This is a genomic window from Halanaerobiales bacterium (assembly GCA_035270125.1).
Lineage (GTDB): Bacteria > Bacillota > Halanaerobiia > Halanaerobiales > DATFIM01 > DATFIM01.
The window spans coordinates 1-23,179 of sequence record DATFIM010000004.1; the positions used below are offsets into that span (position 1 = coordinate 1).

Annotated in this window: 18 protein-coding genes and 1 other annotated feature; of the genes, 17 read left to right on the forward strand and 1 reads right to left on the reverse strand. The window is 28.6% G+C overall.

Going from position 1 to position 23,179, the window contains the following annotated elements:
• The 15 genes from VJ881_00090 to VJ881_00160 all read left to right on the forward strand — a co-directional run.
• A partial coding sequence (locus VJ881_00090; GenBank protein HKL74442.1) for a hypothetical protein occupies nt 1-187 on the forward strand: 187 nt, incomplete at its 5' end.
• A gap of 432 nt (nt 188-619) precedes the next feature.
• On the forward strand, nt 620-1,582 hold the full coding sequence (locus VJ881_00095; protein ID HKL74443.1) for a hypothetical protein: 963 nt from the start codon (nt 620-622) through the stop codon (nt 1,580-1,582).
• 87 nt (nt 1,583-1,669) lie between these two features.
• Complete coding sequence (locus tag VJ881_00100; GenBank protein HKL74444.1) at nt 1,670-1,918, forward strand: hypothetical protein; 249 nt, start codon at nt 1,670-1,672, stop codon at nt 1,916-1,918.
• A gap of 273 nt (nt 1,919-2,191) precedes the next feature.
• Nucleotides 2,192-3,358 (forward strand): RtcB family protein, encoded by a 1,167-nt coding sequence (locus VJ881_00105; GenBank protein HKL74445.1) that lies wholly within the window; start codon nt 2,192-2,194, stop codon nt 3,356-3,358.
• A 60-nt stretch (nt 3,359-3,418) separates the two neighbouring features.
• Nucleotides 3,419-3,637, forward strand: a binding site (T-box leader).
• Nucleotides 3,638-3,701: 64 nt separating this feature from the next.
• Entirely contained in the window at nt 3,702-5,624 is a 1,923-nt protein-coding gene (gene thrS / locus VJ881_00110; protein HKL74446.1) for a threonine--tRNA ligase, read from the forward strand.
• A 251-nt stretch (nt 5,625-5,875) separates the two neighbouring features.
• Nucleotides 5,876-6,391 carry a translation initiation factor IF-3 gene (infC, locus tag VJ881_00115; GenBank protein ID HKL74447.1) on the forward strand — a complete coding sequence of 172 codons (516 nt, stop codon included), beginning with the start codon at nt 5,876-5,878 and terminating at the stop codon, nt 6,389-6,391.
• Nucleotides 6,392-6,409: 18 nt separating this feature from the next.
• Nucleotides 6,410-6,607, forward strand: coding sequence for a 50S ribosomal protein L35 (gene rpmI / locus VJ881_00120; GenBank protein ID HKL74448.1), 198 nt, complete (start codon nt 6,410-6,412; stop codon nt 6,605-6,607).
• Nucleotides 6,608-6,726: 119 nt separating this feature from the next.
• The gene (gene rplT / locus VJ881_00125) at nt 6,727-7,080 is read left to right on the forward strand and encodes a 50S ribosomal protein L20 (protein HKL74449.1); all 354 of its coding nucleotides are present in this window, start codon (nt 6,727-6,729) and stop codon (nt 7,078-7,080) included.
• 66 nt (nt 7,081-7,146) lie between these two features.
• Complete coding sequence (locus VJ881_00130; GenBank protein HKL74450.1) at nt 7,147-7,941, forward strand: RNA methyltransferase; 795 nt, start codon at nt 7,147-7,149, stop codon at nt 7,939-7,941.
• Nucleotides 7,942-8,316: 375 nt separating this feature from the next.
• Nucleotides 8,317-9,342: a phenylalanine--tRNA ligase subunit alpha gene (pheS, locus tag VJ881_00135; GenBank protein ID HKL74451.1), complete on the forward strand. Its 1,026-nt coding sequence runs from the start codon at nt 8,317-8,319 to the stop codon at nt 9,340-9,342.
• Nucleotides 9,343-9,365: 23 nt separating this feature from the next.
• Nucleotides 9,366-11,774, forward strand: coding sequence for a phenylalanine--tRNA ligase subunit beta (gene pheT, locus VJ881_00140; GenBank protein HKL74452.1), 2,409 nt, complete (start codon nt 9,366-9,368; stop codon nt 11,772-11,774).
• A gap of 93 nt (nt 11,775-11,867) precedes the next feature.
• Entirely contained in the window at nt 11,868-12,272 is a 405-nt protein-coding gene (locus tag VJ881_00145; GenBank protein HKL74453.1) for a cell division protein ZapA, read from the forward strand.
• On the forward strand, nt 12,273-12,767 hold the full coding sequence (locus VJ881_00150; protein ID HKL74454.1) for a CvpA family protein: 495 nt from the start codon (nt 12,273-12,275) through the stop codon (nt 12,765-12,767). It abuts the gene before it with no gap.
• Nucleotides 12,768-12,816: 49 nt separating this feature from the next.
• On the forward strand, nt 12,817-14,571 hold the full coding sequence (gene polX, locus VJ881_00155) for a DNA polymerase/3'-5' exonuclease PolX (protein HKL74455.1): 1,755 nt from the start codon (nt 12,817-12,819) through the stop codon (nt 14,569-14,571).
• Nucleotides 14,572-14,581: 10 nt separating this feature from the next.
• On the forward strand, nt 14,582-16,960 hold the full coding sequence (locus VJ881_00160; GenBank protein ID HKL74456.1) for an endonuclease MutS2: 2,379 nt from the start codon (nt 14,582-14,584) through the stop codon (nt 16,958-16,960).
• Nucleotides 16,961-16,965: 5 nt separating this feature from the next.
• On the opposite strand, the gene VJ881_00165 is transcribed toward VJ881_00160, so the two are convergent.
• Nucleotides 16,966-19,377, reverse strand: a complete 2,412-nt coding sequence (locus VJ881_00165) for a PBP1A family penicillin-binding protein (GenBank protein HKL74457.1) — start codon at nt 19,375-19,377, stop codon at nt 16,966-16,968.
• 148 nt (nt 19,378-19,525) lie between these two features.
• Here VJ881_00165 and tyrS point away from each other — a divergent pair, with 148 nt between their 5' ends.
• Nucleotides 19,526-20,749, forward strand: coding sequence for a tyrosine--tRNA ligase (gene tyrS / locus VJ881_00170; protein HKL74458.1), 1,224 nt, complete (start codon nt 19,526-19,528; stop codon nt 20,747-20,749).
• 27 nt (nt 20,750-20,776) lie between these two features.
• A partial coding sequence (alaS, locus tag VJ881_00175) for an alanine--tRNA ligase (protein HKL74459.1) occupies nt 20,777-23,179 on the forward strand: 2,403 nt, incomplete at its 3' end.

The window sequence follows — 23,179 nt, forward strand, 5'->3', positions numbered from 1 at the left end:
AGATAATGTAAGAGAGGTAGTAACCCTTAATGTAGATAATATAGAAGAGATGACAGACAGCAGAAGAGGTCTAAAGGAAGACTTTATAGAAGGTGTAGTAAATTATGATAATGACCTTTTAGTTATAATTAATGTGGAGAAAGTTCTCTTTTCTGATAAGGAAAAGAAAGATGATAAAGCAAAATAAATAGCAGTTTATTAAATTATTAGAGATTTCAGGGGGGTTTATTAAAAAAACTTCCTTGAAATTTTTTTGTTTTTTTAATATTATTATAGTAGAAAACAAAAAATAAAAATTTATTCCTTTCAGAAAAATCTTTTCCTATTTTAATTGTTTAATTCAAATTATAAATCCAATAAAATTAACAAAAATAATAATCATATTTTCAGAACCGGTAAGTTTTCAAAAAAAACAAAGGAAATTACTAATCATTAGCAGGAAAATCAGAATTATTATAGAATAGTTATAGTAATCACAATATATTTAGTTAAAAAAGTAACAAAGTTTTATTGAAAATCTTTTAAAGGAGGGATAAGTTAAATAAAAAACAAAAATGTTAATTGAGTAAAAAAAATAATTTAAAAAAGAAATTATAATTTAAAGGGAGGAATAAAAAAAATGAAAAAGTTATTAAGTTTTAGTATGATTTTAGTATTAACTTTAGCAATTTTTGTAGGTTATTCAGGAAATCAGGTGAATGCACAGGATGTTGACTTAGTTTCAGCAGCTTCTATTTCCAGTAATGCTGCTGCTATTGAAAAGGCAATGGGTGAAGATGGAACCTGGATTATTTGTCCAACAACTGATATGCATTTTAATTCTGAATTAGTAATTGAAGGTACTTTTCATGATAAAGGTGACTCCAGTAATGATGTATACCGTAAAGTAGGTCCTTATGGTCAGGATGATAATCATAATATAACTGAAAGGTATACTGTTTCTGCTCCTCAGTTTACTGTTAAAAGTCCTAACACTAAATTTCAGGGCGGTTATTTTGTAGGAGATGTATATGTACAGGCAAATGGATTTACTATTGATGATGCTATTGTTGTCGGTAATGTGTACTATGAAAATGAAGAGTATAAGTCTAGTGCAAGTGTTGAATCTGGTGGAAGAATAACAGGTGAAGCTAAAGTACAATCAGATGTTGATTTAGTATCAGCTGCTTCAATTACTAATAATCCTGCAGCTATTGAAAAGGCAATGGGTGAAGATGGAACATGGATTATTTGTCCAACAACAGATATGCAATTTAATTCTGAATTATTAATCGAAGGTACTTTCCATGATAAAGGTGACTCAAGTAATGATGTATACCGTAAAGTAGGACCTTATAGTCAAGATGACAATTACAATGTTACAGAAAGATATACTGTGATTGCTCCTCAGTTTACTGTTAAAAGTCCTAATACTAAGTTTCAGGGTGGTCACTTTGTAGGAGATGTATATGTACAGGCAAATGGATTTACTATCGATGATGCTGTTGTTGTCGGTAATGTTTATTTTGAAAATGAAGAATATAAATCAAGCTTCTCTATTGCAGAAGGTGGAGAAGTAACAGGTGTTACTGAAGTAAAATAATTATTTAAAATATAATAATTTTAAAAGGGGACGGTTCAATTGATTGGGCCGTCCCTATAATTTTTTTAGAGATGGTGGTGATTTATTATGAAAACTAAACCTATTACCAAAAAGCAAGTTGATTCTTTAAGAAAAACTCTGGCTGGAACTAAAAAAAATATTAAATGGAAAGATATCGACTATGATGTTGGAAGAGGAATAATAAACAAAGAAAAATATTGTTTATGGACTAAAGATGGATATAGAATAGATATTTCTGTAACATCTAAAGGAGTAGTTGTCAGTCAATCAGAAAGAAAAGATCCTGAATATTTTAATTTAAAAAATAATGAATAACAAAAATTTAAGGCCCTGATATTTTAAATCAGGGCCTTAAATCATATACTAATAAATTATTAACATTTACAATCTATATTAAGAGGAGGAAGAGAAATGAGGGGAAATAAAGTAATCTTATTTCCTCTTTTCTAATTATAGTATATAATGTTTAGATTAAATAGTCTTTAAAATAAAATTAAATTTTGATTAAAAATACTCAATATTAAGTTTTAGTTATTGCAATAATAATGATATAATTAATATAAGAGAAATAAAAAAGGTGGAATTATTATGAGTAAAATCAATAATTTTTTTGAAGTAAAAGGGAGATATGCTACTGCTAAAGTTTTTTCTTTTGAAAAAGAAAAAAATGCTGTTAATCAAATTACTAATATATGTAATAATGCTGCTTATAAAAAATCCAAAATAAGAATTATGCCTGATTATCATAAAGGTAAAGGAAGTGTAATTGGATTTACTTCTACTCTAGAAGACAGAATTATTCCCAATGCAGTTGGAGTAGATATTAATTGTGGTATGTATACAGTAGAATTAGGAAATTTTAATATAGATTTTAATAAATTAGATAATTTTATAAAACATAATATTCCTCATGGATTTAAAAAAAATAAAAAAATAAGTAATAAAATTGATCAAGAATTAAAAGAAAACATAAAAACAATATCTCAAAAAATGAATTTAGATTATAGAAAGCAGTTAAGAGGTGTAGGTTCTTTAGGGGGAGGAAATCACTTTATAGAAATAAATGAGTCTAAAAATAATGAAAAATATCTTGTAATCCATACGGGATCACGTAATTTTGGTTTGCAGGTATGTAATTATCATCAAAATAAAGCTATAAATTATTGTAAAAATAAACTTAAAGAAATAAATGATGAAAAAATCATTGAATATAATTTGAATAAAAATCAGTCATTTTTAGAAGGTGAATTGGCAAAAAATTATTATACGGATATGAAAGTAGCTCAAAAATATGCTAATGAAAATAGAAGATTAATTGCTGAAAGGATACTTGAATTTTTTGGATTGAATATAAAGGATTTAAGATCTTTTCAAACAAGACATAATTATATTGATTTTAAAGATAAAATAATACGTAAAGGTGCTATATCTGCTCATAAAGGGGAAATGGTATTAATACCTCTTAATATGAGAGATGGAAGTATATTAGCTAGAGGAAAAGGAAATGAAGATTGGAATTTTTCTGCTCCTCATGGTGCAGGGAGAATTATGTCTAGAACTCAGGCTAAAAAAGAAATATCTCTTGAAAATTATAAAAATTCTATGAAAAATGTATTTAGTACATCTGTGAGTAAAAAAACTTTAGATGAAGCTCCTTTTGCTTATAAAAACTCCAAAGAAATATTAAATTCTATAAGTGAGACTGTTGAAATAATTGAAGTATTGAAACCAGTATATAACTTTAAAGCTTCTTAACTAAAAAATAAATTCTTGACAACCATAATAGAAAATATTATAATTACTATAACTTAATATTCTAATGCGAAGAAAGGGAAAGTAGGTTATTTAAGCTATTTAGAGAATGGTGTCTCTGGCTGAAAGCACTGTTAGTTAAAATAACTGAAGACCACCCTGGAGTTGACAAAGTGAAAGCTTAAAATTATAGTAAGTAATTTTGTCCGGTTAATCCGTTATCTTTTTAAGTGGGTATTTTTTGCCAACTAGAGTGGAAACGCGGTCCTGTCCGTCTCTTATGAGATGTCAGGACTTTTTTTAATTGATATTAATATATTTTAAATATAAAAGGAGGAATTTTAGAATGAGTAAAGTGAAAATAACTTTACCTGATGGTTCAGAAAGAAAATATGATTCAGGTATTACTGTTTCTGAGGTAGCTTATGATATTGGTAAAAGGTTGGGTAAGGATGCTGTTGGTGGAACAGTTGATGGAAAAGATGTCGATACTTCTTATGAAATAAAAAATGATGTAGAATTAGCAATTATAACAAGAGATTCTGAAAAAGGTCTGGATATCCTACGTCATACTGCTTCACATGTTATGGCTCAGGCCGTAAAACGTCTTTATGATAATGTAAAGTTGGCTATTGGACCAACAATAGATGATGGATTTTACTATGATCTGGATCTTGAATATCGATTTTCACCTGAAGACTTAGAAAAAATTGAAGATGAAATGCAAAATATTATTGATGAAGATTATGAGATTAAAAGAAAAGTTATGTCAAAAGACGAAGCCATAGAATTTATGAAAAACAAGGGTGAAGAATACAAAGTAGAATTAATAAAAGAGTTTGAAGATGAATATATAAGTTTTTATGAACAGGGTGAATTTATTGATCTTTGTAGAGGCCCTCACTTACCATCCACAGGCATGATTAATGCTTATGAATTATTGAATATTGCTGGTGCTTATTGGCGTGGAGATGAAAATAATAAAATGTTACAAAGAATTTATGGTACAGCTTTTGATACAAAAAAAGAGTTAGATAAATATATTAAAAGAAGAGAAGAAGCTAAAAAGAGAGATCATCGTAAGTTAGGAAAAGAACTTGATCTCTTTAGTATGCATGAAGAGGGGCCAGGTTTTGCATTTTTTCATCCTAAAGGAATGGAAATTTGGAATCAGCTTTTAAAAGTATGGAGATCAAAACATAAAGATTATGGTTATAAAGAAATTAAAACTCCTATAATTTTAAATAAAGAATTATGGAAAAAATCCGGTCACTGGGATCATTATAAAGAAAATATGTATATGACAGAAATTGATGAGGAAGAATATTCCATTAAGCCTATGAATTGTCCAGGTGGAGTTTTAGTTTATAAAGATAAAATGCATAGTTATCGAGACTTCCCATTGAGATTAGCAGAGTTAGGTTTAGTACACCGTCATGAACTTTCTGGTACTCTTCATGGTTTGATGAGAGTACGTTCTTTTACTCAAGATGATGCTCATATTTATATGTTGCAGGAACAGGTGACTGATGAGTTAATTAATGTATTAAAATTAGTTGATGAATTTTATGAGTTATTTGGTTTTAATTATCATGTTGAGTTAAGTACAAGGCCTGAAGATTATATGGGTGAAATTGAAGATTGGGATAAGGCCACTAATTCACTTAAGAAAGCTTTAGAAGATCAGAGTATAGATTATGAAATTAATGAAGGAGATGGTGCTTTTTACGGCCCTAAAATTGATGTGCATCTTGAAGATAGTTTGGGAAGAACCTGGCAGTGTGCTACTATTCAATTAGATTTTCAAATGCCAGAAAGATTTGATTTAACTTATATTGGTTCTGATGGTGAAGAACACCGTCCGGTTATGATTCATAGAACTGTGATGGGAGCAATGGAAAGATTTATAGGAATTTTAATTGAACATTTTGCTGGTGCTTTTCCAACATGGTTAGCTCCAGTCCAGGTCAAAGTTATTCCAATATCAGAAGACCAATTAGATTATGCGCTTAAAATAAGAAAAGAACTAGAGGAAGATGAGATAAGAGTTGAAATTGATGGACGTGATGAAAACTTAGGTTATAAAATTAGAGAGGCTCAGGTAGAACAGGTTCCCTATATGTTAATTGTAGGTGATAATGAGGTAGAAGATAACACTGTTTCTGTTAGAGAAAGAAGAGAAGGAGATATTGGTACCCTGGGTATTGATGAGTTCAAAGAAAAAATTAACAAAGAAGTAGAAAATAAAGTTGTAAAAGATTATGAGTAATTAAATTTGACAGGGAGCAGGTACTATGGTATACTCAAAAAGGAAAATAAAGTAGAAGTACCTGCTTCTCACCAATAATAAGATTATTGGTTAATAGTTAGTTTTTTTATTCTACTGTTTTAAGGAGGGCAAAGTATGGGTAATTTTATTGTCCCTTTTCTAAGTGGTAGAATAAACTAACTGTTTGAGAGTGGGTGGATATTATTCCAGCCACTTATTTTGTTTTAAATATACTTAGGAGGTGCATAAAAATCGCGGACGATTTAAGAGTAAATCGACAGATAAGAGCAAATAAGGTACGTTTGGTTGACTCTGAAGGAGAACAAATTGGTATTAAATCTTTTAAAGAGGCTTTGAAAACAGCTGAAGAAAGAGGTTTTGACCTTGTTGAGGTAGCCCCTCAGGCTAAACCACCTGTTTGTAAAATAATGGATTATGGTAAATATAAGTATGAACAGGCTAAAAAAGAGAAAGAAGCTAAAAAGAATCAGAATGTAATGAATGTTAAAGAAGTTCAAATGGGAGTTAAAATCGAAGATCATGATTTTAATGTTAAGCTTAAACAGGCTCGTCGTTTTTTAAATGATAAAGATAAAGTAAAAGTAAGAATTAAATTTAGAGGACGAGAAATGATGCATAAAGAATTAGGATATGATCTTATGGATAGATTAAAAGAAGGTACTAAAGAACTTGGTACTGTAGAAAAAGGACCTAATATGGAAGGCCGAGATATGATGATGTTTATAACTCCAGATAGTGATAAATAAATTTGAGGAGGGATTTTGATGCCTAAGATTAAAACTCATAAAGGTATTGCCAAAAGAGTTAAAAAAACTGGTAATGGTAAACTTAAGGTAAATAAAGGTTTTTCAAACCACTTTCAGACTAAAAAGAAAAGTAAAAGAAAGAGACATCTTCGCAAAGAAAAAATTCTTAATAAGACATATGAAAAAAGATATAAACAACTAATACCATATAAATAAAAAACTATTTAATAGAATATAAATCTACTAATTTATAAAATTATTAATGAACTTTTAGGATTATAATAATATATTATCCAGGGAATAAGGAAATCATTTTATGAAAGGGGAGAATTAGAATGCCACGTGTAAAAAGAGGAAATAAAGCCAGAAAAAGAAGAAAGAAAGTTCTTAAACTGGCTAAAGGTTTTTTCGGCTCAAGAAGTAAATTGTTTAGACCTGCTAATCAGGCAGTTATGAAGTCATTACAATATGCTTATCGTGATCGCCGCAATAAAAAACGTAATTTTAGAAGATTATGGATTACAAGAATAAATGCAGCAGCAAGACAGGAAGGTCTTTCTTATAGTCGTTTTATTAATGGCTTAAAGCAAGCTGATATTGAAATAAACAGAAAAATGTTAGCAGAACTTGCAGTTAATGATAAAGATGCATTTAATGATTTAGTTGATATTGCTAAAGAAAATTTATAATAATGATTATAATTGACCTGGGAATTTCAATAACCCAGGTTTTTTCTTTTGGGAGAGTGATATTTAATGAAAGACATTATAAGCTCAAATAAAAATGATAAGATTAAATATTTAAAAAAATTATATAATAGTTCTAAAAGAAAGAAAGAAGGTAAGTTTGTTTTAGAAGGATATAGATTGATAAAACATGCTTATGAATCAGGAGCAAAATTTGATTATATATTTGTGACAAAATCTTTTACAGAAAGTAAAGAATATGAGGAATTGATAGCAAATAATGGCTTGAATAATATCAGCATTTTAATTACTGAAGAATTATTAAATAAGATATCAGATACTATAAATCCTCAAGGTATTATTGCAGTGGTTTATGAGATGGATTCTAATATTACTCAAATTATAAATAAAAATAAAAACATTCTAGTCCTTGATCGAATACAGGATCCTGGTAACTTAGGAACTATTATAAGAACAGCTGCTGCAGCTGGTTTTGGAGGGATAATTTCTCTTAAAGGTACTGTAGATATCTATAATCTGAAAGTATTAAGAGCTACTGCAGGTGCAATATTTAATATACCTTTTATAAATAAAATTGATTACAATAATTTTGAAAATATATTAAAAGAAGATTTTTCAGATTATAAATTAATATGTGCTGATGTAAATACTGAGCTGTTTTATGATCAAGTTGAATATAATGATAAAAATATTCTGGTGATTGGTAATGAAGGAAATGGTATTAGAAGTGAATTATTAGAAAAGGCTGATAAAAAAATTAAAATTCCATTAAATAATAATATTGAGTCAATTAATGCTGCAATGGCTGCCGGAATTTTAATGTATGAAATTAATTATGGCTAATAGCTTTGAGACCTATTCAAATACTTGTTTAAAATAAATTGTTGTGATATAATTTTAATTAGAAATCAAAATTTTTAAAATATTACATCTCTTAAAGGGGTGTGGCTTATGACTGTTGATTCTTTTTTCTTTTGGAAACTATTTGAAAAAACAGGATCTATAAAATTCTATTTAGCCTATAAACATTTTTTTTCAGATAATAAAATAGAAAAAAACAAAAATTATTAAACATATTTTCCCACCTCTCGTCACTATGACGAGAGTTTTATTATTAATTGATTATATTTTTTCCTTATGTTAAAATAAAAATAATATGATGTGTTTGATTTTGTCAAAAAACTTCAAAAAAACATTTGATCTTGGAGGTATAAATAAATGGATATATTAGAGAGAATTAGAGAACTTGAAGAAAAAGTGAAAAATGAATTTTCAGATGTCAAAGATTTAGATGAATTAGAAGATTTAAGAGTTAAATATTTAGGAAAAAAAGGTGAGATTCAAAAAATATTTAATAAAATGTCTGAAATAAAAGATGAAAAAAAGCCTGTTGTTGGTAAAGAAACTAATATTTTAAAAAATAAAATAGAGAATTACATAGAGGATAAGAAAAAAGATCTTGCAGAAAAAAGAAAAAAAGAAAAAATTGAAGAAGAAAGAATTGATGTAACTCTGCCCGGAATAAAACAAAAAATGGGACATCAACATATCTTAACAAAGGTAATGCGTGAAGTTGAAGATGTATTTATTGGTCTTGGTTTTACAATTGAAGAAGGACCTGAGATTGAAAGTGAATATTATAATTTTAAAGCATTAAATATACCTGAAGGACACCCAGCCAGAGATCTTCAGGATACTTTTTATATTGATGACAATTTTTTACTTAGAACTCATACTTCTCCAGTTCAGGTGCGTACTATGGAAAAAGAACGTTTACCAATACGAATGATAGCTCCTGGACGAGTTTATCGTTCAGATGAATTAGATGCTTCACATTCTCCAAACTTTCATCAGGTCGAAGGTCTTGTTATTGATAAAGATATATCTTTTAGTGATCTTAAAGGAAGTATTGAAACAATAGTAAAAAAATTATATGGAGAAAATAGAGAAATTAGATTTAGACCCAGTTATTTTCCATTTACTGAACCAAGTGCAGAAGTTGATGTTTCATGTGTAGTTTGTGAAGGAGAAGGTTGTAGCTTGTGTTCTAATACAGGATGGCTAGAAGTAATGGGTTCTGGTATGGTTCACCCTAATGTATTAAAAATGTCTGGTATAGATCCTAATGTTTATAGTGGTTTTGCATTTGGAATGGGCTGGGATCGAATAGCTATGTTAAAATATGGTATAGATGATATAAGATTACTTTTTGAAAATGATGCAAGATTTTTAGAACAATTTTAATTTAAAAAGGAGTGTAATTATCAATGAAAATATCTTATAATTGGTTAAAAACATATATAGATTTTCCATATAGTCCTGAAAAATTATCTAAAAAACTTACTATGGCCGGTCTTGAAGTAGAGGAAATGAATTTTTTAGGACAAGATCTAGAAGAGATTATTGTTGGAAAAGTATTAGAGGTAAAAGAACATCCTAATGCAGATAAATTAGTAATATGTAATGTAGATGTTGGTAAAGAAGAATTACAACTTATTACCGGAGCTCCAAATGTTAAAGAAGGAATTAAAGTTCCTGTTGCAAAAAGTGGAGTTACTTTACCTACAGGTCTTGAAATCGAAGAAAGTGAATTAAGAGGAAAAGTTTCAGCAGGTATGATTTGTTCTAAAGATGAATTAGGTTTAGTTGAAGAAAGACAAAGTGGAATAATGGTACTTGATGATGAATTAGAAGTTGGAAATAAATTTATAAATGAATATGGACTTAATGATTATGTCTATAAACTTGATTTAACACCTAATTATGCTCGTTGCCTTGGAATGCTGGGAATAGCTCGAGAAATAAAGGCAATGCTTGCTGGAGAAAAAGAGGTTAAATTTCCAGAGATTGACATTAAGGAAACAGAAGAAAATGTAAAAGATTATGTTAATATTAAAGTTGATGATAAAGATTTATGTCCCAGGTATACAGGAAAAATAATAAAAGATGTAACAATTAAGCCTTCTCCAAAATGGATGCAGAACAGATTAAAAGCAGCTGGAATTAGACCAATTAATAATATAGTTGATATTACAAATTATGTTTTACTTGAATATAATCAACCTTTACATGCTTTTGATTATGATAAAATTGCCCAAAATACTGTAATTGTAAGAAGAGCTAATAAAGATGAAGAATTAATAACATTAGATGATGAAAAAAGAAATTTAAATGAGAATACATTATTAATTACAGATGAAGAAAAAATACTTGGTTTAGCAGGTGTAATGGGTGGAAAAGTTAGTGAAGTAACTGAAAAAACTAAAAATATATTCCTGGAATCTGCCTATTTTGATCCTTTGAATATAAGAAAAACTTCTTCTGATTTTGGTATACATAGTGAAGCATCACATAGATTTGAAAGAGAAATTGATATTGAAAGAGTAGTTGAAGCCAGTAATCGAGCAGCTTATTTGATGCAGGAATATGCTGATGGGAAAATAGTAAAAGGTGTTATTGATAAGTATCCTGAGCCCTATCAAGAAAAAGTTATTGAATTAGAATCAGAAAGAGTTAACAAAATTCTTGGTTTATCTTTAAGCAATGATCAGATAAAAAATATGCTTAAAAATCTGGAATTCAATGTAGAAATATATGAGAATAGTGGTTTATTAAAAGTAAAAGTTCCATCTTATAGAACAGATGTAGAACAAAAAGCTGATTTAATTGAAGAAGTAGCCAGAATGTATGGTTATAATAATATACCAACTACAACCCCTGAACGTCGTCAACAGGGACATCGAACAGAAAAACAAAAAATTCAAATTAAAATTAAAGACATTTTGACTGCTGGTGGACTTAATGAAATAAAAACTTTTAGTTTAATGGATAAAAAAGCTTATGATAAATTACAAATAAATAATGAAGATGATTTAAGAAATTGGGTAAAAATAAAAAATCCACTAAATAAAGCTTTTGAAATTATGAGAACTACACTAATTCCTGGTACAGTAGAAGTACTTTCTAATAACAACAAAAGACAATTATCTAATATGGCAGTTTTTGAAATAGGTAGAATTTATAAAAATACAGGCAAAAACAAAAGACCTTTTGAAGAAAAAATGATTACAGGTGGAAGTATGGGGATAGATATTAAGAGTTGGAATAATAGTGCTCCTGATTTCTTTTATCTAAAAGGTGTTTTAGAAGAATTATTTCAACGTTTGAATATTGAAGTTCAATATGAAAAAGAAGAGAAGAATTTTTTACATCCAGGTAGAACAGCATTAATCAAAAGTGGAAAAGAAAAAATTGGATTTATTGGAGAACTGAACTATGAAGTAATTGATGAATATGATTTAGTAGAAGGTACTACTATTTTTGAACTTAATTTTGATAAAATGCTAGAGAAAATTAAAGAAAAGAAAAATAATTATCAACCATTACCTAAATTTCCAGCTGTAAATCGCGATTTAGCTATTGTTTTAGATAAAGACGTTCCAGTTTCAGAAATAGAAAAAATAATGAAAATCGCTGGAGGGTCATTATTAGAAGATATAGATCTTTTTGATTTATATGAAGGAGATCAAATTGCTGTAGGAAAGAAAAGTTTGGCTTTTAATTTGAAGTTTAGATCAACTGAACGTACACTTAGAGATGAGGAAGTAAATGAAGTATTTAATAATATTTTAGAAGATTTAACAGAAGAAGTAGGTGCTGAAATTAGAGGTAAGTAAATATATTATTTAACCTAGAAGCAGGATAATTTTAATTTACAATGAATTATTTATTATATAAGTAAAATAATTTTAAGCCGGGGGATGTATATTATGTCTTCTAATAAGAGATTTAAAAATAAGGATAATCAGGAGAAATTTTCAGTTAAAATTCTTGGTGAAGAACAGCTTATTGTAGGTGATGTATCAGAAGAATATGTCAAAGAATTGGCTGATTATATTAACAGTGTAGGAACTGAAATTATTAGAGCCTATCCGAGTCTTCCCCGGAGAAGGCTTCTAGGTCTTACTATGATTAACATGGCCGATGAATTTTATAAATTAAGAGAAGAGTATTATGAAAAAAATGATAAGATTAAAAATTTAAAAAGCAAGAATTATGATTTAAAAGAAGAAATAGAAGAGTTACAAAAGAAATTAAAGAGAAAAGAAAATCAATTAGAAGAAGTAGAAGAAGAAAATGAAGAATTACTTACCCTCCTGGAGGAGGTAGATTAATTGACTAGTTTAAATGCATTAGACCTAATATTAGTATTATTATTTTTGTTATTTATAATTAATGGATATAAAGATGGGTTTATTGAACAAATCAGTGTTATTTTAGGGATAATTATTTCATTTTATTTTGCAATTAGATTTTATCCTGAAGTAGAGGTTTTATTAGTTCCTTATTTTGATATACCTGAACGTTTATTAGAATTTATTTCCTTTTCTTTGATATTTATCATATTGAATGTATTAATTCATCTTTTAGCTGAAGGTTTGAAAAATATACTTGATTTATTATTTTTGAAATCTTTAGATCAATTAATGGGAGCATTTTTAGGTTTGGTGAAAGGTGTATTAATTTTATATTTGTTAATTTTATTTATTAATCAAATACCTTATACAAAAGTAAGAAGTTTTGTTGATAATTCTATTATAGCAAAGTATTTTTTGGATATGACTCCGAAAATACAAAATAGCCTGGAAAATTTTTTTAGAAAGCCATGATTATCATGGCTTTTTTTTAAGAGATAAGAAATTATAAGAAGGTGATTATATGTATGAATTTAGTAATAAAGAACTTTCAAAGATTTTAGATGAACTTGCAAAATTATTAGAAATAAAAGGTGAAAATAAATATAAAATTAGAGCATATCAAAATATATCTCGTAAAATTACAAACATAAATCAGGATATTTCACAATTAGTCAAAGAAGATAAATTACAGGATATTAAAGGTGTTGGTAAAGGTATAGCAGGTGAAATAAATGAAATTTTTGAAAAAGGATTTTCTCCTGCTCTGGAAGAAATAAAAAATGAATTACCAGCAGGAGTTATAGAAATGGTTGAAATTCCAGGTTTGGGTCCCAAAAGAGCCAACAAATTATTTAATGAACTTGAAATTTCAGATATTTCAGATTTAAAAAAAGCACTTAAAAATGGAGAAGTTAGAGAAATAAGAGGTTTTGGTAAAAAAATAGAAGAAAAATTATTAAAAGCTCTTAATGAGTATAAAGAATATAAAGATTTAATATTATTAGATGAGGCAGAAAGAAAAGCTGAAGAAATAATTAATCAAATAAATAAAAATAAAAATGAAAAAATAATAAATGAATTAAAGTTAGCAGGAAGCCTAAGAAGAAAAACTGAATTAATAGGAGATATAGATATTTTAGTTTTAACAAATTTTCCTGATAAAGCAGGAGAATTGATAACAAATTTAGACTTTTCAGATGTAATAATTGATAAAGGTAGTAAAAAATTAAGTATTTATACCAAAGAAAAAATAAGGGTAGATTTTAGATTTGTTTCTCCTGAAAATAAATTTCCTGCATTACAATATTTTACCGGTTCTAAAGAACATAATGTTAAAATAAGACAGATTGCTAAAGATAATAATTATAAATTAAATGAATATGGATTATTTAAAATAAAAGACAATGGTGAATTTAATAGGATTAATATTGAAAGTGAAAAGGAATTATATAATCAATTAGGTCTGGACTTAATAATCCCAGAATTAAGAGAAGATTTAGGAGAAATTGAAGCTGCCTTGAAATCAGAACTTCCTGATGTTATTAATTATAATGAAATTAAAGGAGACCTTCATATTCATAGTAAATATAGTGATGGAGCTTTTTCAATGGCTGATATGACAGAAAAAGCACTTGAATTAGGATATGAATATATTGCTTTTAGTGATCATTCAAAATCTCTAAAAGTAGCTAATGGATTATCTAAAAAAGATATTAAAGAACAAAGAGAAGAAATAAATATTTTAAATAAAAAATATTCGGATATTAAAATATTGCAGGGTATAGAAGTTGATATATTAAGAGATGGTAGTTTAGATTATGAAGATGAAATTTTAAATAAATTTGATATTGTAATAGCTTCGATTCATACTGGTTTTAATCAAAATGAAGAAGAAATAACTAACAGAATAATAACTGCTATGAAAAATCCTATAGTAGATATTATTGGTCATCCTCAGGGTCGGCTTTTAGCAAAAAGAAAAGCTTATCAGGTAAATCTGGACAAAGTTATTTCTTTTGCTGGGAAAACAAATACCTGCCTTGAAATTAATGCTTCTCCCGATAGACTGGATTTAGATGCAAAATCAGCTCGAAAAGCTGCCCAAAAAGGTGTAAAAATGGTTATTAATACAGATGCTCATCATCTAAAACAATTATATAATATGAAATTAGGTGTTAGTGTTGCCAGAAGAGGATGGTTAGAAAAAGAGAGTATCTTAAATACAATGAATTATAAAGAAATAAAAAATTATTTAAATCGAACTGAAAAAAATTGAGGTGAATGATATGGATAAACATACTATAGAAGTTCTAGAATATAAAAAAATAATTAATGAACTTAAAGATTATACAGCCACAAGTCTTGGAAAAGAAATAGTAAAAAATATAAATCCAGTTAGTGATATTTCTTATGTAGAAGAAAGTTTAGAAGAAGTTACAGCTTCTAAAAAAATATTAGATGAATATGGTCGCCCTCCCTTTGGTGGAATTCGTGATCTGAGAAAAATCTTAAAGAAAACAAATAAAGATATTGTATTAACAACTGATGAAATAGGAAAAGTACAAACTACTATTAGAGGTTTTAGAAATATAAAAAATTATTTTACTAATATTATTGAAGAAAGTGATCCTGAATTAGTTAAAAATGAATATAAATTAATTACCGAAAAAGGTTTAAACATAAAAATAACTAGAAATTTAGAAGATAAAATATCAAAAACTATAAATGAATTTGGAGAAATTAAAGATAGTGCAAGTTCAAAACTAAAATCCATTAGAAAAAATATGGAAAAAGTTGAAGATGAAATAAGAAGTAATCTGGAAAAAATTATTAAGAGTCAAAAATATAGTGATATGTTACAGGACAATATTGTGACTAGGCGAGAAAATAGATATGTTGTGCCAGTCAAAAAAGAATATAGAGGTTCCTTTTCCGGTATTGTTCATGATCAGTCTTCAAGTGGGATGACAATTTTTATGGAACCTATGTCAGTTGTAAAAAAGAATAATAAATTAAGAGAATTAAAGTCAGAAGAAGAAGCTGAAATTTATTATATTTTACAGGTTCTTACTGAACAAATTAAAAAAAGAGCAGAGTTAATTAAAGAAAATATGCAAATTGCTTCTATTTTAGATGTAGCTTTTGCGAGAGCTCGCTATAGTGAAAAAATTGGAGGAGTAGCTCCTGATTTAAACAAAAATGGTGTTATTGAAATAAAACAGGGAAGACACCCTTTATTAAAAGAAGATCCGGTTCCAATTGATGTAGAAGTTGGAAAAGATTTTAATACGTTAGTAATTACAGGTCCCAATACTGGTGGTAAAACTGTAACTTTAAAAACTATTGGACTATTCACATTGATGGCTTCAGCAGGTATCCATATACCGGCTGAACGAGGAACTGTAATTTCTCTATTTAATAAGATCTATGCGGATATTGGTGATGAACAGAGTATTGAGCAGAATTTAAGTACTTTTTCTTCACATATGAACAAAATAAAAAAATATTTAAGTGAAGCCAGTGATGATTCATTAGTATTACTTGATGAATTGGGGGTAGGAACAGACCCTAGAGAAGGTGCAGCTTTAGGTATAGCTGTCTTAGAAAAACTAAAATCAAATGAAGTAACTACTGTTGCTACTACTCACTATAGTCAGTTAAAAAGTTATGCCTTTTCTACCGAAAATGTAGAAAATGCTTCAGTAGAATTTGATATAGAAACTTTAAGTCCTACTTATAGATTAATTATGGGAATCCCTGGTGGAAGTAATGCTTTTGAAATAGCTTTAAGATTAGGGATGCCTGAAGATTTAATAAATAAAGCAAAAGAGTTAAGTGATGAGGGAGATCTTGAAGTTGAGAATATTATTAGTGATCTTAATTCACACAGAAAAAAATATCGCAAATTGAAAAATGATCTTCAAATAGAAAAAGAAAAAGTGGATAAAATCAAAAATGAATATGAACAAAAATTAAAAGAGGTTAAAACGAAAAAAGAAGAAATAGTGAATGATGCTTATGAAAAAGCAGAAAGTATTATAAAAGAAGCTAAAAAAGAAAGTAAAAGAATAATAAAAGATTTAAAAGATAAACAGTATCAATCCCGGCCAGAAATTGACAGAATGGCAACTAAAGCTAATGAGAAATTAAAAGAAGTGGATGAAAAATATGAAAAAAATCTAAGAAATGATCAAAATAAAGAAATAGATGAAGATTTTGAAGAAGGAGATAGAGTTAGAGTAATGAGTTTGGGTAAAAAAGGGAATATTAAAATGTTAGATAAAGAGCAAAATGAAGCGACAGTTCAGGCAGGGGCCATGAAGATAAAAGTTGGACTTGAAAATTTAACAAAAGTAAAGGAAAATAAAGACAAAAATAAAGACACTGTCAAAAAATATAAAGTTAAAAAATCCGAAAATGTATCTCAAAAATTAGATCTTAGAGGAAAAAGATATGTAGATGCTCAACAAAAAGTGGATAAATACCTTGATGATGCATTTTTAGCTGGTTATAAAAGTATTGAAATTATTCATGGAAAAGGGACTGGAGCTTTAAGAAAAGCAGTTCATGAAAAGTTAGAAAACCACCCCCATGTTGCTTCCTTTAGATTAGGAAAACAAAAAGAGGGTGGTAGTGGTGCAACTATTGTTACTCTAGGAAACTAAGATTATTAATCTCCATTTCCCCATATACCACGTATATAGTCTAAAACATTATTTTCTGATTCATTATGTAAAGGACAAACCTGGGTAGGTTTTTTCTCATAAAGAACCTGCCCTTTACTATTTGTTAAAGGAACTCCAGTTTCCGGATCTATTTTTTGTACTGGTTCTCCCTTATCAACTAGATAAGTTCCTTCAATTTTTTCAAATTCACTATTTTCAGTATTAGTTTTATCTTTAACTAACTCTTCAAATTTTATTTGGGTGGCACCTATTCTAATACCACTTTCTTTAATGTATTTATATTCAGCAATATTTTCATTAGGACAATTATTTGTAGCTAATTTACCACTTTTTGTATCTATTCTAACTGTTTCTACTGGTCCGTGAAGATCATCAGTTTTAGAAGGAATGTTTTCCTTTCTAAAAATTTCTTCCTCTACATTTGGAGTATATTGATTTGCTAGCAAACCTGTTATTGGATCAATATTGCGATGATAAATTTCTTCTGGTTCATTAAAATCTTTTACAGGTTTATTTTTCATCACTTTTTCCATATATTCTCTCCAAAGCATTACTGCTTCTGAACTGGATACAGTTCTTGGTCCATTTCCTTCAGGATAAATGTAGTTTCCATTTGAATCTTTTTGATCATAAACCATTTTTTTAGGAGAATCTTCACCTATCCAGACTGTAGTTACTAATTCAGGAGTGTATCCCACAAACCAGGCATCAGTATAATTATTTGTTGTTCCAGTTTTACCTGCAATAGGTCTTCCGAAATTTGCTCTCCAACCGGTACCATTTTTGACTACAGATTGTAACATGTCTGTCATGATATAACTTGTTTCTTCAGATAAGACTACTTTCTTTTGAGGTTTCTTTTCATATATTATTTGATTATTTTTATTTAATACTTCCTTTATTGCATAGGGTTCTACTTTGATACCACGATTTGCAAGGATCCCATAAGCATTTGAAATTTCTAAAGGTTTTACTCCATTAGTTAATCCTCCTAAAGCTAAAGAAAGATGAGTTTCTAAATTGTCAGAAGGAGTAAAAGTAGAAATGCCCATATTTTCTGCAGTTTTAATTGTTTCATTTACTCCAACTTCTCTTAATAATTTTACTGAAGCAACATTTATAGAGTGAGTTAAAGCTGTTCTCAAATTGACATAGCCTCTATATTGATCCTGAAAGTTTTTAGGCCATATTTTTTTATCTTCCCCTTTTTCTTCTGCAGCTATCATTGGCATGTCATTGATAAGAGAAGAAGTGGAATAATTATTTTTAATAGCAGTTGTATATACAAATGGTTTAAAAGCTGATCCAGGTTGTCTTATTGCTTGAGTAGCTCTATTGAACTGATCATTTTTTCCTCTTCCGCCTATCATAGCTTCAATTGCTCCAGTTTTAGGATTTAATGACAAAATAGAAAGCTGAGGTTGGAGTTGTTCATTATTATTTCTTTTTACTGTTGGAATATAGTTACCCAGGGCATTTTTTACACTATCTTCAGCTTTTTTTTGCATATTAGTGTTTAAAGTAGTATAAACTTTAAGACCGCCACTATATACCATTTGAGCTCCAAATTTATCTATTAATTCATCTCTAACATATCGAATGAAGTAAGGAGCAAAGTCTTCCTGTTTAGGATCTTCAGGTTTTAAATTAAGATCAGCTGTTTTAGCCTGTTTAAGCTCATTATTATTAATATAACCTAATTCATTCATTCTATTTAATACTATATTTCTTCTTTCTTTTGCAGCTTCTGGATTTCTTAAAGGTGAATAATAATTAGGAGCTTTTGGTAATCCTGCTAATAAAGCAGATTGACTTAAAGTAAGTTCTGAAATATCTTTTCCAAAATATTGATGTGCTGCTATTTGAACACCATAAGCACTATGGCCCATAAAAATTTCATTTAAATACATTTCAAGAATTTCGGGTTTTGTGTAAAGTCTTTCAAATTGTAAAGCTAAATATATTTCTTGAATTTTTCTGTAATAAGTTCTTTCCTGTTGGGTAAATAAAGCATTTTCAGCTAACTGCATAGTAATTGTACTGAATCCCTGTACAATTTGTCCGGCTTTAATATTTGTAATTAAAGCTCTTGGGATTCCCCAAAAATCAATACCATGATGTTGATAAAAACTACTATCTTCAATTGAGACAATAGCATTTTTTAAATCATTAGGAATTTTTTCGATAGGAACATATACTCTGTTCTCTTTGTATAATCTTGTTAAAAGCTCACCATTTGCACTATATATTTGAGTAGATTCAGTTGAACCTTTATAATCTGTGATTTCTGGTGTGCTTTGAATGATCCAGCTTAAAGCACCAATAGTAATTCCAGAAATTAGGGCTAATAATAATATTATAAATGCTAATATATATTGCTTTTTTGTAAAATTCATTTAAAAATCACCTTCCGTCAAATATTATATCATAAATTATAATGTTATTATACCCCCTTGTATGGATAAAATCAATCTGTTATAATTAATTACAACTTTAGAAATAACTATAGGAGGTGAAAAGCCTGAGATTTTCAGGTGAATATAAATGAATATTAATGAACAGATGAAAATATTAACTCGTGGAGTTAGTGATTTGATTTCAGAAGAAGAATTGAAGGAAAAATTAAAAAAAGCAGAAGAAAATAATGAACCACTTAAAGTAAAATTAGGTTTAGATCCTACAGCTCCAGATATCCACTTAGGACATACGGTAGTACTTCGTAAACTAAAACAATTTCAAGATTTAGGTCATGAAGTTTATCTTATTATTGGTGATTTTACAGGAAAAATTGGTGATCCAACAGGTAAATCAAAAACTAGAAAACAACTTACTGATGCAGAGATTAAAGAAAATGCCCAAACATATCAGGAGCAATTTTCCAAAATACTTGATGAGGAAAAAACCAATCTTGTTTTTAACGGAGAATGGTTAAGCAAATTAGATTTGGAAGATATTATTGATTTATCATCAAAATATACAGTTGCTCGTATGTTAGAAAGAGAAGATTTTTCCAATCGTTATGATAATAACCAGCCAATTAGTATTCACGAATTTTTCTATCCATTAATGCAGGGATATGATTCAGTAGCAATTGAAGCAGATATTGAATTAGGTGGTACTGACCAGAGATTTAATTTATTAGTTGGTCGCAAATTACAAAAAGAATATGGCCAAAAACCACAGGTAATAATGATGATGCCTTTATTAGAAGGACTTGATGGAGTAAATAAAATGAGTAAGAGTCTGGATAATTACATAGGTATTTATGACAGCCCAACTGAAATGTATGGTAAAGTAATGTCAGTTCCAGATGATCTAATAGTTCGATATTTTAAATTGCTTACAGAAATATCATTATCTGAAATAGAGGAAATTAAAGAAAAACTTAATAATGATGAAGTTAACCCTATGAAATTAAAGAAAAGATTGGCCAAAGAAATTGTAAGTGAATATCATAGTACTGAAGACGCTAAAACTGCAGCTCAGGAATTTGAAAAAGTATTTTCTGAGGGTGAGTTACCTGATGATATACCAGTAGTAGAAATTGAAAAAGATAAATTAGAGGATGGTAAATACTGGATTGTTAAGTTAGTAGCAGCAACAGGCCATGTTGATAGTAATAGTCAGGCCCGAAGAATGATAAAACAGGGTGCAGTTTATATAGATGGAGATAGATATGATAAGATAAATCTTGATTTAGAAATTAAAGATGATATGATTGTAAAAATTGGTAAAAGAAGATATGCGAAAATTAAGTTGGTGGAATAAACACTTCTTAATATGAGAGGGGATAATATGCAAGAAATGACAGGAAATGAATTAAGAAAAGCATTTTTAAATTTTTTCAAGAAAAAGAAGCATAAAATAATGGATAGTGCTCCTTTAGTACCTCAAAATGATCCAAGTTTGCTTTTTATAAATGCAGGTATGGCTCCATTAAAGCCATTTTTTTCAGGAGAAAAAACACCTCCTAAAAATAGAGTTGCCACCTGTCAAAAATGTATAAGAACAAATGATATAGAGAATGTTGGTAAAACTAAAAGACATCAAACATTTTTTGAAATGTTAGGTAATTTTTCTTTTGGTGACTATTTTAAAGAAGAAGCTATCAGATGGAGCTGGGAATTTGTCACAGAAGTATTAGAACTGGATGAGGATCGTTTGTTGATTACTATTTATGAAGAAGATGATGAAGCTTTTGATATATGGAATAATGAAATAGGAATTCCTAAAGAAAAAATAATAAGAATGGGAAAAAAAGAAAATTTTTGGCAAATAGGAACCGGTCCCTGTGGGCCTTGTTCAGAAATACATTATGATCGCGGAGAAGAATATGGTAGTGGTACTGGAAAAATTGAAGAAGAGGAACAAAGGTTTTTAGAGATTTGGAATTTAGTTTTTACCCAATATAATTATACTGAAAAGGGAGAATATAAAAATCTTCCTGAAAAAAATATAGATACAGGAATGGGTTTAGAAAGAGTTGCTTCTGTATTACAGGGAGTTGATTCTAACTTTGAAACTGATTTATTATATCCAATTATTGAATGGTTAGAAAATGATACTGATATTTCTTATAAAAAATCAGATGAAATCAAGACATCATATAGAGTTATAGCAGATCATATAAGGTCTGTTACAATGGCTATAGCAGATGGAGCTATTCCTTCCAATGAAGGAAGAGGGTATGTGCTAAGACGCTTAATAAGAAGAGCAGTGCGTTTTGGTGGTAAATTAAATTATGATAAGCCGTTTTTATATAAGATTGTACCTGTAGTGAATGAAATAATGGGTGGTTTTTATGGAAATTTGGAAGAAAAAGTAGGGCATATTCAGAAAATAATTAAAGCTGAAGAAGAAAGGTTCCTTAAAACTCTTGATCAGGGTTTAGATATTTTAAATGAAATGATAGCTGAAATGAAAGAAAATGGCCAAAAAGTACTTTCAGGTAAAAATGCATTTAAACTCTATGATACTTATGGATTTCCTTTAGATTTAACTCAGGATGAACTTAGTGAATATGATTTTGAAGTTGATGAAAAAGGTTTTAAAAAAGAAATGAAAAAGCAAAAAGAAAGAGCAAGGGAAGCAAGGAAAGATACTGTTTTTGCTGAAGAAAAATTAAAGGTTTATAATGAAATAAAAGAAGAAAATGAAAAAAATGAATTTACTGGTTATAGAAATTTAAAAAATGAAGCAAAAATAATTGGTATAGTAAAAGAAGGGGAAAGAGTAAATAGTTTAGAAAAAAATGAAGAGGGAGAAATTATTTTAGATAGAACTCCTTTTTATACCGAAAGTGGAGGTCAGGTTGGAGATAATGGTGTAATAATCAGTTCTGATAATAAGGCAGAAGTTTATGATGCTCAGGAAAAAGCTGAATTATTTTCTCACTATGTAAAAGTTGAAAAAGGTATTTTAAAAGAAGGTCAAAAGGTATTTGCTGAAGTATATAGTGATAAAAGAAAAGCAACTGCCAGAAATCACTCTGCTACTCATTTATTACATCGTGCTCTAAAAGAAGTTTTAGGCGAACATGTAAATCAATCTGGTTCACTGGTTACAGAAGATAAATTGAGATTTGATTTTAATCATTTTTCCGCGCTTTCAAAAGAAGAAATAAATTTAATTGAAAAAAAGGTAAATAAAAAAATAATGGAAAATCTTGCAGTAAAAACACTTGAAACTACAATTGATAAAGCTAAAGATATGGGAGCAGTCGCTTTATTTAATGAAAAATATGGTAAACAGGTTCGAGTAGTAAAAATGGGAGAATATACTGTTGAATTATGTGGTGGAACCCATGTGAATTTCACAGGAGAAATAGGGTTATTTAAAATTGTTACAGAAAGTGGTATAGCAGCTGGAATTAGAAGAATAGAAGCTGTTACAGGTATGAATACTTATAATTATATTTTAAAAAGAGATGAAATTCTTCAAAATTCTGCAGATAGACTTAAAAGTAATCCAGAAGAAGTGCCAGAAAAAATTGATAACCTATTTTCTGAACAAAAAAGATTACAAAGAGAAATAAAATCACTAAAAGATAAATTAGCCGATTTTAAATCCGAGGATTTAACAGATAAACTAGAATATCTAAAAGATGACTTACCAGTAATAATTGAAGAGCTAGAAGATCTGGATACTGATGGGTTACGTAATTTAGCAGATGAATTACAAAATGAACTTAATTCATTA